The sequence below is a fragment of the Halobacteriovorax sp. RT-1-1 genome, assembly GCF_047085455.1.
Lineage (GTDB): Bacteria > Bdellovibrionota > Bacteriovoracia > Bacteriovoracales > Bacteriovoracaceae > Halobacteriovorax_A.
This window is the reverse complement of record NZ_JBKIXZ010000001.1, coordinates 735,417-751,722: the sequence shown is the minus strand read 5'-3', so window position 1 is coordinate 751,722 and position 16,306 is coordinate 735,417. Positions and strand designations below refer to the sequence as shown.

The following is a 16,306-nucleotide window of genomic DNA, read 5'->3' as shown; positions in this document are numbered from 1 at the left end:
TTTTGTTATCTTTCTTCTAATTTGTGATCTAGCTTAAGTTTTTTACGAACACTCTTTTTGATACTTGATTCAACAAGTGCACCCATTGAAACCATAAGTTGTCTTACAACATATGGAGGCATCGCCTGAAGATCATCAATTGACTCCTTCGCTGCTTCATACTCATCACTTGTTACGACAAGCGATGTATCATATGGGATATAATTAAAGATTAACTCTTCAATTTTTTCCACGCGAGTAGATGACTTTGGGTGACTTGAAGTAATTGCTTGAAAGAAAGTTTCATCATAATCAGGTACCGATGAAAAGTACTTTCCAAGTCCGTAAGGTGAATATCCTGCTTTATATGCATACTGAACACCTAGCTTATCAGCTTCAAGCTCTTGAATACGGCTAAATCCCATAAGTGGAATATCTTCTAATTTATCGTATACATAATAAGTAGCTGCACCACCTAGAATCCCAAAGTTGGCCCAAACAAAACCAGCTCCAACAAACTTAGTAGCAATAGACTTTAAGCTTCTTGTTACAGACTCTGTACCGTGTCTTTCAGTAACGTGTGCCCATTCGTGTCCTAATACACCAGCTAACTCAGCTTCAGTTTTAAGAGAATCAACTAGACCTCTAAAAACAAATACGTATCCACCTGGAAGAGCAAAAGCATTTTCAATTGGAGCATTAATAAAGAAAACCTTAGGTTCTACATCTGGCATATCTGATGCTTTAGCAATCTTAGTAATCATTGTCTTTAAGTACTCGGCCATTTCTCCATCTTGATAAATGTAGCGAGAGAAGTTATTTACGATTTCATAAGCAGCTTCTTTTCCAAACTGAGTATCAGTCGCAAATTTAAAAAAGTTACGTCCAAAACCATTGTGTAGACGGCCTTCTTCACCAATACGGTTATAGTTTTTGTACTTTCCTACGGCCTTACAAGAAGCAAGACTTTTAAATTTAGACATATCGACAACAAGCTCATTACCATTTACTTTGAAGTCAACTGTGTTTGTACAATTAGTAAGCTTAAGCTTATCACCTTGAAGTTTTACAGAACCTGCTTTTCTTAGATCAACACTTCCCTCTTCAGAATCGTAGTTACGTACTTCAAATTCCATCTTAATTTCAGTAGCTGATAACTTGTTAAGCTCTGGCCCGTGATTATATTCGAGCTTTAGATTTAATTTTCTTGGGTACATTGGCTTCACTTCAAATGACTCTTCACTTGAACCAGTTAAATTTAATTCCTGGCCATTGATCTTCATTTCACCTGAAAGAGATTCACCCTCAAGAGCATGTACAAACTTAACCTTTGATATTTTTTCGGCATTACATGACACAAGAAGTGCTAATGTCATTAACGTCGCAATATTGACCATTTTCTTCATATGTTTCTCCCATTTTTGTAATAGGCATTACTACCAGTGAAAGCCTCTATATGTCTTAAAGTGTGTAATAATGAACACAATACTTAGGCCAAATAATTATCCATGGGGAAATCTTGTCTCCCAAGAGCTCTAAACCCTTATAAAATGGTATAATTCGAGAGTTAATAAGAGGATAGGTATGATTAAGAATTCCACTATAAGTATCTGTAAATTGGTAGTAATTTTAGCACTACCAACAATGTCGTTGGCCGCTTCAGCGAATGACTTCATCTCTGCGATGAAAAAGCATGTGGGTGAATACAAAACCCTAGTGAGAAGCTCTGATTTTTGTGACGCTTCTGAAGTACAATTTATTGATGAAAAGTCTCCACAAAAAGGACTAAGAGTAGGACATCGTATTTTCCTAGGCCCATTTTCTGATAAGAAACAAGTTGAAAAGTCGGATTGTACATATAGTTCAGTATTCACTTATACAAAGACAAAAGTTACCCAAGTAAGTGAAGTCAAAGATTGCAAGGCATCAGCGAATCAAAAGGATTCGATTAGTACTCAAATTCTCGAATTAAAAAATGATACCATCAGCTACGAGTCGAAAGAGAGTGGAATTAAGTGTGTCTATCAAAAAGTACAAAAGAGTAAGGAAGCTAAAAAATGAAGTCACTTATTCTTGTATCTACATTAATTCTTAATTTTAATTCTTATAGCTCTGATCTTAATTCTCGAAAAACTGATTTCTTAAATGAGCTTAACAGCGTTATTAATAGTGTCACAAATCCGCCGGATGGTGGTTGTCATAACTGTCAGGTAGAGGACAATACAATTTCTCAGGGTGATCCCCTACCAACTGAACACAGAAGAGATGGAAAGTATTTTAATAAAGACTGCCAAATGTTTATTACTGAAGATGGTAAAGAAGGCGTTTGGGGACAAATGATTACAGAGTATATTGAAAATGAATCGGGCGCTTCTGAGATGTTTCTCTATGATGAAATCAAAGGGATGACAGCGGCTCCATATACTTGTCCCAATTGGTACAACCTAAATAATGAGCAAAGAAAGAGATTTTGGGTTTGGATGTTTGCTTCAATCGCACAAGTTGAGTCATCATGCGATCCTACAAAGGTAAACACTGGTCGTGTACCAGATGCTACAGATCGCCCTACTGGACTCTTTCAGCTAAACCGAAAAAAAGATGCACGTTATTGGCGAGGTAAGAACTGCCAATTTGCATCTGGATATGAAACGACAATAGAACCTAGAAACCAAGTTAGATGCAGTATGGATATTATGTACAATATTCTTCTTGGTAAAAAAGGTATGTATAAGGCAAATGGTAAGGTTTTTCCAACTAACTCTTATTGGGAAAAGCTAAGACCGAATCATAGCCAAACTGGTGGACCTATTGGCGAGCTTGCTCGTATGTATCCACCTTGTAATGCGACCCCTTAATCTAAGGGGTCAGCCACCTTTAATTGGCACATTTCTGCCCTAAACTGGAAATATTGTCCACTTAACTACCTAAATTTCATTTCTTTAATGATTCGTAATATTATGTCGATATGCCACTGTAAACACAGGGGAACTTTGTTGCACGTTAGTAGAATCTTTACATTCATTTTAGCGTTTAGTTTAAGCTTCTTATCCTTAAATCTATATGCTTCGACAAGTAAGCTTGGTTACTCGGGCAGACTTGTACTTAGTAACGGTACTCCTGTTACAGGTACCCCTAATTTAAAGTTTGATCTGTACTATTCAAATGATCTTCCTACAGTAATTGCAACTCAAACAATCAATAGCGTCCCTCTATCTAATGGAATCTACACTGTTGAGTTGGACTTTGATAACCTAGGATCCTTTGACCCTCTCTATTCGAGTACTGCAGATGTTATTGATAAAATACCATCGGGACAAACTCTTGTAATTCGTGTGACAGATGTGACTGATGTTGGAAATCCAATCGCCTATGATTATCAGAATATCTTGGCAAATCCAATTTCAGTTTACGCCAATCACGCAGCTCTATCGGATAATTTAGTTATCGCAGCAACTTGCTCTCCAGGACAAGTGGTTTCTGTAAACGCATCTAATGAACTTGAATGTGTGAATCAAACTGCTGCAGTAACTGTTGATTCAACGCTTGTTAACAATGCAGGGGTTATAGGTTTACCAAACCTTGTGACTGATAATACTACTTACTATTCTGTTGTTGTGGATGCGCAGGGACGTGTAAAAAGTGGTAACACAACACCTCCTTCAACAACGGCAAATGATATTCAAGACAACTTAATCGTTGATGCTGATATCAACACGAGTGCAGCAATTGCTTGGTCAAAAATTAATGCACCAACAATTGATAAAACATATGTCGGGCTTGCAAATGTTGCCAACGTTGCACAAATTCCGGCAAGTGATCTTGATAACTCAGGAACTCTAGATTCAGCGACACAAGTTCCAAGTGAACTTGCAGTAAAAGGCTACGTCGATACGACGGCACAATCCATGGCCGATGCAAAAGTTATTAACTCAATGGCAGGAACACAAACGGATACTGCCCCTTCTGTTGATTCAGTAAAAAATTATGTAACGGCCCAAACTAGTGCTATTACGTCATCTCAGTGGACGACAACAGGAAGTGACCTTTATTACAACACAGGTAATATCGGAATTGGTACAACAACACCAACTTACCCACTACACATTCAGAGTGCCACATGGGCCGAGATTGGAATAGAAGGTACAACTTCAGCAGCAGGAGCAAGCCTGAACCTTCTTGGACACGAAGATAAGAAGAGTGCAATAAGAATGCAAACAGGAAACACTGCAAGTGCTTACTGGGATATTATGGCATTCGGCTTAAACTCAGCAGCAACAACAAGTCGCAATGAACTTCACTTTAACTTCTTTAATGGAAGTAATAATACAGCTCTAGTCTTAGATGGTGACACTGGAAATGTTGGTATTGGTATGGATGAGCCTACTGAAAAACTTGATGTTGCTGGTAAAGTCAAAGCAACCGAGCTTTGTATCGCGGCCGATTGTCGTGCGGCATGGCCGACAGGTAATGCAGGAACTGTTACTGCCGTGACAGGGGGAACAGGACTTACAGGTGGAACAATTACGTCATCAGGAACTCTAGCAGTAGATGTTGGAACAACTAATGGTAAAATTGCGCAAGTTGGGGCCGGTGATAAGTTAGCAGATTCAATTATTAATTATAATCCTGCAATTGATGTTGCTTTAACAGGTTTTACAACAGGTGCAGCTTCAAGTGTATTAGCGACAGATACTGTTATTCAAGCATTTCAAAAAGTTCAAGGTCAACTTAATTCACACGCCTCTTCTCTTGCTGCTATTTCGGCATATGATACAGATGATATTGGAGAAGGTTCAACAAACCTCTATCACACTGATGCTAGAGCAAAGGCTGCAGCAATTGTTAACTCGACAGTAGGTAGCGAGACAGACCAGGCACCTTCAGTAGCTGCGATTAAATCATATGTAGATAATCGCGCAACTCAATGGACAACAGCAGGAAGTGATATTCACTATCCGACTGGAAATATTGGAATTGGTGTAACAACACCTTATTCTCTTCTTGATATTAACGGTGTGGATAAAACGGTTAGCCTTGCAGCAGCTAGAGACTTCCCTGCGATGCTACGTTTAAACTCAACTGATCCAGCGATTGGCGCTGAAACAAATATTCTTTTTACATCTAACTACTCTGGATCTTCAAAAGTTGCTAACGCATCAATTGCTTCAATCCAAGAAACTGATGGTGCGAATGCAGATTACGGACAAGCGGCTCTTGTTTTTAGAACAAGTGGGCCACTAATTGCAGATCTTAATAAAGAAAGAATGCGAATTGATGGTACAGGTAATGTTGGGATTGGTGTTGCATCTCCAGGCCACAAGCTTACCGTAAATGGTGGTGCAAACTTTGCAACAGCATCTGGTACACAACCATTCTATATTTCAAGAGCAGGTGCTACAGTAGAAGCCTTTTCTCTAACTGTTGGTGATACAGCATCTTTCTTTGATTTGATTGAAGATAATGGTGAACCTGACTTTCAAGATATGAATTTCCGCCTAATCTATGAAGGTGGTGCAACACATACCTATCTTAGAACTTTAGCATCAGGTCCTAATGCTGGTGATGTCGATGTTTATCTACAGTCTTCTGGTGGAAATGTAGCCATCGGAAATATTGCACCTACGCAAAAACTAACTGTTGATGGTGGCATGAATGTCACAACAGGCAATGATATCTGTATAGATGGTGCAGGCTGTTTATCAACAGTTGTTGCAGCAAGTGGAGAACAAAACACAGCTTCAAGTGCCGGTGGAACTTCTCTTTATAAAACAAAGACTGGAACTGATTTAGTATTCAAAGGTTTAACAGCTTCTAGTGATCTAACTCTAACGGCAAACACTGATGATGTGAATCTAGCTATTAATACTTCAAATGGTGCCAATGAGCTTCTAAGACTCGATGCGAGTGGACGTGTTCCTTCTTCAGTTATCGATGGATCTACTGTCCTTAGTACACCTCTAACAGGATACTCTGTAGGTGCAAACTCAGCTTTAGTAGCAACAGATACGGTTCTCGATGCTTATGGAAAATTACAAGCACAAATCAATGCAAACTATACTGCAATTACAGGATTAGCAGACACTGATGATCTTGCGGAAGGTGCGACCAATTTATACTTCACAAATGGACGTGCCCAAACAGCAGCAGTTGTAAATTCGACAGCTGGAACAGAAACTGTACAAGCTCCATCAGTTAGCGCGATGAAAAGTTATGTAACGACTCAAATTGGTGGAGTTAATCAATCTCAGTGGACAACGACAGGTAGTGATATTTATTATAACACTGGAAAGGTGGGAATTGGAACAAGTGTACCAACATCTGATCTACTTATAGTTCATGGAGTTCGTCAACTTAGTTCAACAGGTTTAGGCGGTCTAGTTGTTCAATCTGGAAATGATCAAGTCGGTATGCAAGTTTTCGATATTGATGGAGATGGAGCAACAGGAGATGACAAGATTCCTTCTGTTACGTGGGGAGATAATCCTTCTGACCCGTTAGTTTTTGCAAGATACACTAGTGGGAGTAGCTATACTGAGTACATGAGGCTGACGGGGACAGGTGAGCTAGGTCTTGGTACAGATGCACCATCTGAAAGGCTTCATGTAGCAGGAAACGTTCTTGCAGCAGCTTACCTTTATACTTCAGATGAAAGATTCAAAGAAAACGTTGAAACGATTATTGATCCACTTCATAAGGTAAACGCTCTACGTGGTGTAACTTTTGATTGGAAAACAGATGAATTTCCAGAAAGAAATTTTCCAAAAGAGAAGACTGTAGGTTTTATCGCTCAGGAAGTTGAAAAAGTTCAACCAGAGTTAGTAAAGACTGGTCAAGATGGTTATAAATCAGTTCAGTACGGTAATATTACGGCCCTTTTAGTAGAAGCAGTAAAATCAATTTCGCATAAAATTGATAAGCTCTTTAATAATGATGAAGAAGTGAAAAGAGAGATTGCTTCACTTAAAGAAGAAAACGAGCAACTTAAAGCAGATATGCAAGAGATGCGCAAAGCAATTAAAGAGTTACAAAAAGCAAATAAGAAATGAAAATTCAAATAGGTTTTCTATTTACTCTACTCTTCTCGCAATCTGTTCTTGCGATCAATACAGTTGATACTGGTTTTAAACTAGCAAGCAATGAACTTAAAACTATTGTGGCCCATAATACTTGTAAGAAAGTATGGAATACATCAACAACAAATGAGCATTTTGTTGCAACGAAAACTAATCCAGAGTGGATGAATTTCTATGCTAATGCACCATCTGATATTGTCGTTCGCGACTGTCAGGTTTCTTGCTCGACTTTAAATAAAACAGGATCATATCCTAGTGGACTTTATACAATCGACATAGACGGCGCAGGACCACTTGCTGCTCTAAGTGTTTATTGTGATATGGATAATAATGGCGGTGGTTGGACGAGAATTTACAGACACGATGTAGCTGGAGGATACTTTCCAACAACGAATTCGGCCCTACTCTACAATCAAGCAGCACCTACAGGAAACCTCTACTCAATTGTTCAATATATTGATGAGCTCGAAAGTCTAAATCGTTTTACATTTTGGATTAATTATCCGAATGAAGGTAAGAAAAATATTTGGTCACAATTTACAAATCCAATTTACGACACTCCTGTACGTGGCTATCGAGGAATTGATATTGAAATGAATAGCCAAAGGTGGGGAGGCCTTGAGCTTGGAAATAATAATTTCAGCTACTCTAATGGTGATCAATCTCTTATTGATGGCTCCGTTAACCACTCAAATTGGTACTTCGCCATTGGATCAGATGCTGCTTATAAAACGGGAATTCCTTCAGATCATAATAATGATGTGGGGACGCAATTAGCAGAGCTCTATCTTCATGATGAAGGGATGAGACCAATGTCATGTCAGCATCTTGTGGAACTAGGTGAATCCAAAGGTTCAGGAGTTTATACGATCTATCCAGATCAAGTAACAGCGACTCAAGTTTACTGTGAAATGGATATTGATAATGGCGGCTGGACTCTTTTCTATGCCAACGCTGCAGATCCTACAATGACGATAAAGAAGTCATATAATACGATGAAAAGCGAATTTGCTGGCATTAATATCACCAGCACAAATTACGCAGAAATTAATACCGTTGGTATGCATAATTTCTTTGATTTTTCAGCAACGCAAATGATGGCCCGTGATATCGGTAACTGGGGAGCGACAGATTTCTCGACAGTAGAATTTTTTAATCCTAATGACTTAAATCTTGTTCTCGACATCAAAGCAGGACCAAGTAGGACGACACCAGGAGATTGTGACATTATGACAGGTGGCTCACAATTTCGCTTTAGAAATAGCAATGGAACAAACTACTATTTAGATAGGCAAACTAATTGGGCCGGAGTTGGTTTTGGATGGGGAGACTGCTTCCCTACTTATACGCAAACACCAAATTCTGATGTACACGATTATCCACGACACTATATTTATCATACAAATGGTAGTGATGACCTTAACCGTGTTCGTGGCGTTGGTGGTTTCAACACAGGACAGGCAACTGTTAAGGCACGCTACTTTTTAAGAGAGAAATACGACCGTCCAAAGAACTGTATGGATATTCTCTTAAGTGGTAAGTCACGTGGAAACGGTTCCTACACAATTTATCCAGAAGGGACGGCCGTCACAGTTGATTGTGATATGACCACAGAAGGTGGTGGCTGGACAAAAGTATGGCACGGCTACCCTACTCACGCTATTCGTGGAGATACTTCAGCGGAAGTTTACTCAAGATCAAATTCAATTGCCTTCAATCAAATGCGCGTTGAAGGTGTGAATACAGATTTCAGTATCACTGACAATACTTGGGAGACGGCTTATTTAGACAAAACAATTCCTAACTATTTTCAACAAGTGGCCGCTCTTACAGATGCAAGTAAACCACAAGTAAAGTTTGCAGATATGGACGGTAATGAAAACGTAGGACTTGTTGGAAACTATTTCTTTCATGGCTACGGAAATAATTGGCGTGTTTTTTATTCATGCGTAAATGTTGACCCCAATACTACGGATCGAATTTTTATCGGTGGTGCCTATGGAAAAAGATGTACTCCAAGAGACTCCATGGCCAGAGCTGAAATCACAACTTGTACTTCAACCGGTAATAGTTACTGTACAAATGCTTACAATAGTACAGAGGTAGAATCAGGCCTTGGTCTAACATTAAAACAATACCAAGAAACACGCGTTTGGGTACGCTCTCTTCCTTCAATGAAGTCATGTCGAGAGTTTCTTGACCGTGGCTATTCAAGTGGCACAGGGGTTTACTTAATTGATCCAGATGGACCACGAGGTTCAAATCCGGCCTTCCCAACAGTTTGTGATATGACAACTCATGGTGGAGGCTGGACGCTTGTATGGGGAAATACTCGTGGTGGAACGAATAAGCCTACAACTGCTATTACATATGCTGATTCAATTTCAACTCTGCCAAAATGCTCTGCAGCCGCTGGAAGCGTAAGTGATACAACAGGAAAATGTAGTCTATTATCGACTACAAGTATTGCATCAAATAACACTAACGACTACCTAGACTACTTAAACTACTTCGTCGGTCTCTCTCATTGGGATAATATTGCTGGTAATGGAGATTTTCAACTACTCTATTCTTGGTCTTACGATTACGATCAGTCATTTTCACAACAGGCGATGATGACGGTGAAAAATTTTAATCCTGCGGATAAGTACCGTTTAAATATTGAATCCTATACTCAATTAATAGGTACAGTAAAAGCGGCAATTGCCACAAGTCATAATGGAATGATGTGGTCAACACTTGATCAAGATAACGATAATCATACTGGAAATTGTCCGTCATTCTATTCTGACACTCCATTTTGGTATGCAAACTGTTGGAACGGTAAGATCAATGGAGGAGGAGAAACTTCAGAAGGTGGTTATTTCAATGGTGCCTATTGGAATGGAACTGCTATGGAATTTGCTACTGACCCAGCAACTGCAATTGGTGCGGGGAACGGTTGGTTTATGATTCGAGAGTCAAACTCATACGGAGATTATAAGTCTTCATGCAAGCAGATTTTGGAAGAAAATCCAAATGCTCCATCAGGTAATTACACTATTAACTTCTATCCTGGTCAAAATGCTCTACGAAGCGTCTATTGTGATATGACAACAGATGGTGGTGGCTGGACATTAGTAGCACGCTCAAGTGGAGTTACAGATCTTGATAATTCAATCATGGTAAGCTCTATTGCTGATAACCTTATAACTGAAAGAACACTTCCTGCAACTAGAGCTTCAATTAATCCAGAATACTTCTCTCGTGCCAATGGAACAACTGATGCGATGTTTATCTCTCCTTCATACAATGCTGGTGCTCCAATAATTGAAAATGGCAATGGAACTTGGGATTATGACTATACTGATTGCGTGGGAAATCTACGCCATACAAGTCGTACAGCAGGATGTTCAGGACAAAATGCCAATGATAATTACAATAGTGCAGATGCCTTTAATATCGCAATCAATTCAGGAAATGAAGGTGTCGTGCCAGCTTATGGAACAGAAGTCTGCTATTCAGGAAAAGGTGCATGTAGCTTTGAGTTCTACCTACGTTAATTTAGTCTGCTAAAAGCTTTGCTAAGAAACAGGTCTTGCCATCTGATTCCCTAATACCTTTATAGACAATATCGTGAGCAACCTCACCTTCCTCATTACGTGCTCGTAAGATATCAATTTTATCACCAAGGTGTGTTTCGGCCATGAAGTTAATTTCAAATTCATTAAGCTTTGCCGTTTTATGAAGTTCAATCGGAATCGAATCAAGAATCCACTGTGAATACTTTGTATTATTAACGTGCATATTTAAATCAAGATCACTATTTCGTACTGTAATGGTATTAACTTTTTCAAAGTTATCCCTCACTTCTACTTTATGAGCAATATAATCAAGATGATAATCTGTACGAGGATTAATTCTCTCCATTGGAAAGTCAGGCTTTTTAACCTTTCTTGTCACACCATCTAAAATCATCCATACCGTTGAACAGTCCCCAATCTTCTCACCATTAAGGAAGATCTCAAATTCGCGAAAGGCATACATTCCCTCTGGTGCTCGAGACCACGTTTTAATCTCAATAACCTCATTCCAATGAGGAAATCTCTCCATGCGAAGCTTTTGTCTAACCAGTACCCAAAAGGATTGATCCTTAATCATATCTTCGATACCAAAGCCTGCCTCTTCGCCGTGAACAGTCGCAATATCTTGAAGATAGCCTAACATTCCAAAGAGCCCAAGGCGCTTGTTGATATTCACATTATTGATACTGACCTGATAAGTCTTTTGATAGATTGGATTTTTCATAGAGCTATTAAAGCAAAAGCGCATTGGTTTTGGCCAGTGTCTAAAATATGAACAGTATCCATGGCATTTTTGCATGGTTTTTGACCTTTTTCTTGGCATAGCAGTTGCATCTAATAAATTGAATCAAATTCTTGGGAGGAATTTATGAAAGCTTGTTACAAAAAGCTATTTATTATGAGTGCATTATTTCTATCGAGCACTTATGTGCAAAATGAAATGTTAGTTTCAGACAACTCATACCATAGTGGCCACTACCGCGAGATCGCAGGTGAGAAGCAAATTTCTGTAACATCTTATCAAGTCCACCAAAAAGGTATCTTTGACCTTTGGTTCGATACTGCAAAGCTATTTGGAAAAGTAGAGAATATCGTTAAAATTGAAATTAAAGATGTTGATGAAAAGCTAGTAAAAGATTTTAAAGATCTTTCAAAAAGATATGAAGAGCTTCAAGGTAAGTCTAATACACTAACTGAAGAGCTTGCAAAAAGTAGTGAAGAAATCACAAGTCTAAAATCTCAACTTGCTAATGTACAATCATCAGATCCTGTTGATGATAATATTCGCCAAGAAAAAATTAAGGCACTTGAAGAACTAATCGAGCAAAGAACTTCTGAGCTAGATACGGCCAAAGAAGCAATTTCAAAATTTGATGAAACAAGAGAGAAACTTCAGGAAATTAGTGAAAAGTTATCTTCTCTAGAACTAGAGAATGAAGAGCTCAAGAAAGAAAATGCTGTTTTAGCCTGTGAACTAGAAAATGCTAAATCAAAAATAGATACTGACGAAATAAAAAAGCTTCAAGATGAACTTGCAAAAATTACGGCAGAACTTGAGGAATATAAGAACGAGTCAGAACAGAAAGAAGTTATCGCAGAAGCAGGTAGCAAAGAGATTGATAAAGATAAAATTAAAGCAAAGAAGAAGGATAAAAAAGAAGATAAAGAAGATAAAGACGATAAGTTTTCAGAAGCAGAGCTAGCTCTTATCGAATATATCAGAGAAATGAAAGAGCAAGCAGAGTACCAGCGCCAGCAACAACAAGAGGCCATGGCCATGCAACAATTTGTAAGCATGCTTACATCTCAATTTACGCAGCCACAAGTTAACTCTTACTTTGGAACATACGATGCGCTTAACCAGAGACAAGATAGTTTCTCAAGTATGGTACGCGACTTTAGAGAACAGTCTTTTATGATGCAAGATCTTAATCGACTAAACAACTGGAACTATAGTTACAATGATTACTATGGAGCAAATGCACCAATGCTAAGAGTAAGTGAATCGATGCCTTGGGGTAATTACTACACTCCAGAACAATCGATTCAAGTACAAAACTTTGACTACTCTAAAAGTGGATATAATTGGGGAAGCAGTATTCCAAATCAAAACTTTAATATGGGAATCAATACTGCAAGCAGCTCTCCTATCTTAAATAATTTTACGACTGCTCTAGACGCTACTAACAGCGCTAATATAAAGCTTTTTTAATACCCTCCCCCCTTTAATTTGATACTGAAGGCCGAGTTTAACACTCGGCCTTTTGTTTTTTTCGGTAATTATTGCCGATTTTTCTAAACTTATTCATCTATGTTTCGAAGAGGTAGGTACTAAATCTAAAGGAATTAAGGTTAGAATGATGAAAGAAATAAATATGGAAGTTGCGAAGAAAAGAATTATCAAGAAATGTCATGTTTGTGGCCATGTGCACGATACCGCAACTGAAGTTCAAAAATGTCAGAGTTGTAAAAAGTCATTCTTACCAACAAAATACTTTGATAAAGTCCATGCAAAGAACTCTTCAGACTTTAAGCTATTGTTTTCAGATGTTAACGAGCTGCACGAAGAAGATATTATCAAAGGCATTACTGTACTTTGGTAAGACTTTATTAATTCTCGATCAAGTTCCAACGTGATATCGTTCTCTTATGGAGAACACTACACACGCTACTCAGAATTTTAATTTACATCCAGTCGTTCAAAGGCTCTTTGCTAAAAGAGAGATGGGACCTCAAGAGATTCAAGAATTCCTATCTTGGGATCTGAATTCCCTACCAAACTTTGGAGCACTCATTGATATTGATGTTGCCGCAGATGAAATAATTAAAGCTATTGATAATAATGAGAAAATTGCCATTTATGGTGATTATGATGTTGATGGGACGACTTCTTGTGCTCTCTTCTATCAATTTTTTCAAAAGCTAAATCTCGAAGTAGACCTCATTCAACCTTCCCGTTTTGTTGAAGGTTATGGACTTCATAATTGTTCAATTGATCGTGCAATAGAAGAAGGTATCGATTTAATGATCACAGTCGACTGTGGAATCTCAAACGTTGAGCAAGCCGCTTATGCAAAAGAGAAAGGTCTAAAATTAATTATCACCGACCACCACAAAGATGGACGCGAAACAATGCCAGAAGCGATCGCTGTTGTAAATCCTTCGCGCCGAGACGAGCCAGCAGATTCAGACATGAAACCACTTGCTGGTGTTGGTGTAGCATTTGCGATTTGTGTTGAAATTAGAAAGAAGCTCTTGGCCCGTGGACAAGATATCCCTTCAGTATATGATCTACTTCAATACGTAGCGATTGGTACAATTTGTGACCTTGCACCACTAAGTCCAATGAACTTAAAACTTGTTCGTCATGGAATGAGACTTATTAAGAACACTCAATATGAAGGAATTAAGGCTTTCTTTGATCCAACAGATCGTGGAAAAGATATTATTCCAAGCGAAAAACTATCTTTCAATGTTGGCCCGTTAATCAACTCTAAAGGGCGATTAGACCACCCAGAAGTAGCATTAAAACTTTTAATCTCAAAAGACTATAACGAAGCACGTGAGTACTATCACCAGCTTGTTAACTGTAATACAGAACGTAAGGCCATTCAAAAAGAAGTCTTTGAAGAGGCAAAAGAACAAGTCATAGACGAACTTAAAAGAGATGGCGAACTAGACATTGCAATTGTCTATGCTCCTCACTTTCATGAAGGTGTTATCGGAATTGTTGCTTCAAAGCTTGTTGAAACATTTAAAGTTCCGGCCATTGTTTTCAGTGATGCCGAAGATGAAGGTGTGATTAAAGCATCAGCAAGGTCTGCAGGTGATCTCGATATTTATCACCTACTTAATGAGCATCGCGATCTGTTCTTAAAATTTGGAGGCCACAAGGCGGCCGCAGGGCTTTCAATGCCAGTTGAAAATCTGGAAAAATTTAAAACTTCGATGAATGCAATGTTAAAAGAAATTCCCTTGATCCAAAGAACGGTACAAGATTTTTATGATCTTGAGATAACTCCAGATGAAATTGATCCAAATCTTCTTAGAGGGCTAGATGCGCTTGAGCCTTTTGGAATGGGAAATGCAAAACCAATCTTTAAATTAAAAGGTGCAAAGCTTAAAAGTTTTGATCTTCTAAAAGATGTACACGTTAGATGGAATTTTACATCAATAACAAATCAGAAAATTAATCTTAAAGGGATTAGTTTTAATTATATGTCTAAGTGGGGAGCTCTTACACCGAACGAAATTTATGAGCGCCAAAATGATCCAAGTGTTGAAATTGATGTCTACTTCACACTTGCTCTAAACTACTTCAATGGAAATAAGTATATTCAGCTAATGGTTGAAAGAGTGGACCTTAACTAGAGTTAAGGTCCGTATCTAATTATCTTTCAATAGTCACTTTTTCCATAACTACATCTTGCATTGGACGGTCATGCATACCAGTGCGAACCTCACCGATCTTCTCAACAACATCCATACCTTCGATAACTTTACCAAACACTGTATGGCGTCCATCTAAGTGTGGAGTTGCACCAAGAGTGATGAAGAATTGAGAACCATTTGTTCCAGGGCCAGCATTTGCCATAGAAAGAATCCCTGCACTATCGTGGCGAAGGTCTGAGCGACATTCGTCTTCGAATTTATAACCTGGACCACCCATTCCTGTCCCATCTGGACATCCACCTTGAATAACGAAACCAGAAATAACTCTGTGGAAAATTAGACCATCATAGTAAGGACCTTCTTTTGCAGGAGTCTTTTGTCTCCCTTCAATAAGGTTAGCAAAGTTCCATACTGTTTCTGGACATTCTTTTGCGTAAAGCTCTACTTTGAAATTTCCCATATTAGTTTCAAAGTTTGCGTATAGACGATCAAGATCCTCTTTGTGGGCATCTTTCTTAGTTCCAAAACCGAACATAATTACTCCTTAATAATTTATATATTTAAAGCGTCCCTTAATAAAATTCGGGCGTTTCTTATGAGAATAAACACGGCGTACTTTTACACTTGCGCTTAAGTATTGATCTAAATAAAAACTTTCCTCTGAAGATAACTCTCCCTTAGGCGTATAGTAAGTTAGATAGCGATAATCGACAAAGTAGGCACCTTCAAAATTTACATTAGCTTCTTTTAAAGAAGCCTTCACTTCAATATCATTCAGGCACAGGGAGACAAATACAGGTCTTCCTTCTAGCATTGATTTTGAGGACATTAATTTTTTTAACTGATCTAAATTCTCACGATAGCTATCAAACCAAATGATATTAACTCGATTAAATTTTGGAAGCTTGATATAGCCACCAGTGGCCGTTACAAAATCATTAGCGCTAAAAAAGATTTGCTCAACTTCTTTAAGAGTTGGGCTTCTCTCCATATTATGCGCACGTTCAGAGTACATACGATTAAAGGCAAATTGTATTTGCGAAGCGCTTTGATGATCTATTGAGAAACTATCCATTAGATTCAAAATATTTAAGTATCTCATATCTCTTGTGCGTTTACATTGTCCTTCTCCTGAAAAGTTTCTCCATTCAGGAAGAATTGGAAGCATATAAACGGCAGCACCCGAGTCACGATAGTATTCATCTGTTTGCACTCTTTTATACTCACGATCAACAGTCGTGGTACAAGAAAGAAGTGTTAATATGAATACGATATAAAGTAATCTCAATATAAAACCTA

11 protein-coding genes are annotated in these 16,306 nt (G+C 38.4%); 7 read left to right on the top strand and 4 right to left on the bottom strand.

The features are described 5' to 3' along the window. Positions 1-5 precede the first annotated feature (5 nt). Positions 6-1,385, bottom strand: coding sequence for a M48 family metallopeptidase (locus ACMAWV_RS03745; RefSeq protein ID WP_412469917.1), 1,380 nt, complete (start codon positions 1,383-1,385; stop codon positions 6-8). Positions 1,386-1,563: 178 nt separating this feature from the next. On the opposite strand from ACMAWV_RS03745, the gene ACMAWV_RS03740 reads away from it, so the two are divergent. The 4 genes from ACMAWV_RS03740 to ACMAWV_RS03725 all read left to right on the top strand — a co-directional run bounded on the left by ACMAWV_RS03740 (position 1,564) and on the right by ACMAWV_RS03725 (position 10,594). Beyond that, positions 1,564-2,040 carry a hypothetical protein gene (locus tag ACMAWV_RS03740; RefSeq protein WP_412469918.1) on the top strand — a complete coding sequence of 159 codons (477 nt, stop codon included), beginning with the start codon at positions 1,564-1,566 and terminating at the stop codon, positions 2,038-2,040. After that, positions 2,037-2,834, top strand: a complete 798-nt coding sequence (locus tag ACMAWV_RS03735; RefSeq protein WP_392990846.1) for a hypothetical protein — start codon at positions 2,037-2,039, stop codon at positions 2,832-2,834. The genes ACMAWV_RS03740 and ACMAWV_RS03735 overlap by 4 nt, the downstream gene beginning before the upstream one ends. 138 nt (positions 2,835-2,972) lie before the next feature. Further along, positions 2,973-7,025, top strand: coding sequence for a tail fiber domain-containing protein (locus ACMAWV_RS03730; RefSeq protein ID WP_412469919.1), 4,053 nt, complete (start codon positions 2,973-2,975; stop codon positions 7,023-7,025). Beyond that, positions 7,022-10,594: a fibrinogen-like YCDxxxxGGGW domain-containing protein gene (locus ACMAWV_RS03725; RefSeq protein ID WP_412469920.1), complete on the top strand. Its 3,573-nt coding sequence runs from the start codon at positions 7,022-7,024 to the stop codon at positions 10,592-10,594. The genes ACMAWV_RS03730 and ACMAWV_RS03725 overlap by 4 nt, the downstream gene beginning before the upstream one ends. A 1-nt stretch (position 10,595) precedes the next feature. Here the strand turns inward: ACMAWV_RS03725 and ACMAWV_RS03720 are convergent, their stop codons facing one another. After that, the gene (locus ACMAWV_RS03720) at positions 10,596-11,339 is read right to left on the bottom strand and encodes an acyl-[acyl-carrier-protein] thioesterase (protein WP_412469921.1); all 744 of its coding nucleotides are present in this window, start codon (positions 11,337-11,339) and stop codon (positions 10,596-10,598) included. Positions 11,340-11,483: 144 nt separating this feature from the next. Here ACMAWV_RS03720 and ACMAWV_RS03715 point away from each other — a divergent pair, with 144 nt between their 5' ends. The 3 genes from ACMAWV_RS03715 to recJ all read left to right on the top strand — a co-directional run bounded on the left by ACMAWV_RS03715 (position 11,484) and on the right by recJ (position 14,986). After that, positions 11,484-12,827, top strand: a complete 1,344-nt coding sequence (locus ACMAWV_RS03715) for a hypothetical protein (protein WP_412469922.1) — start codon at positions 11,484-11,486, stop codon at positions 12,825-12,827. A 145-nt stretch (positions 12,828-12,972) separates the two neighbouring features. Further along, positions 12,973-13,218: a hypothetical protein gene (locus ACMAWV_RS03710; protein ID WP_021265840.1), complete on the top strand. Its 246-nt coding sequence runs from the start codon at positions 12,973-12,975 to the stop codon at positions 13,216-13,218. Between the two features lie 46 nt (positions 13,219-13,264). Beyond that, entirely contained in the window at positions 13,265-14,986 is a 1,722-nt protein-coding gene (gene recJ, locus ACMAWV_RS03705) for a single-stranded-DNA-specific exonuclease RecJ (protein ID WP_412469923.1), read from the top strand. A 19-nt stretch (positions 14,987-15,005) separates the two neighbouring features. On the opposite strand, the gene ACMAWV_RS03700 is transcribed toward recJ, so the two are convergent. Further along, positions 15,006-15,542 carry a peptidylprolyl isomerase gene (locus ACMAWV_RS03700; protein ID WP_103218989.1) on the bottom strand — a complete coding sequence of 179 codons (537 nt, stop codon included), beginning with the start codon at positions 15,540-15,542 and terminating at the stop codon, positions 15,006-15,008. A 9-nt stretch (positions 15,543-15,551) separates the two neighbouring features. Then, a complete protein-coding gene (locus ACMAWV_RS03695; RefSeq protein ID WP_103218988.1) occupies positions 15,552-16,295 on the bottom strand; it encodes a hypothetical protein in 744 nt (247 codons plus the stop codon). Between the last annotated feature and the right edge of the window lie 11 nt (positions 16,296-16,306).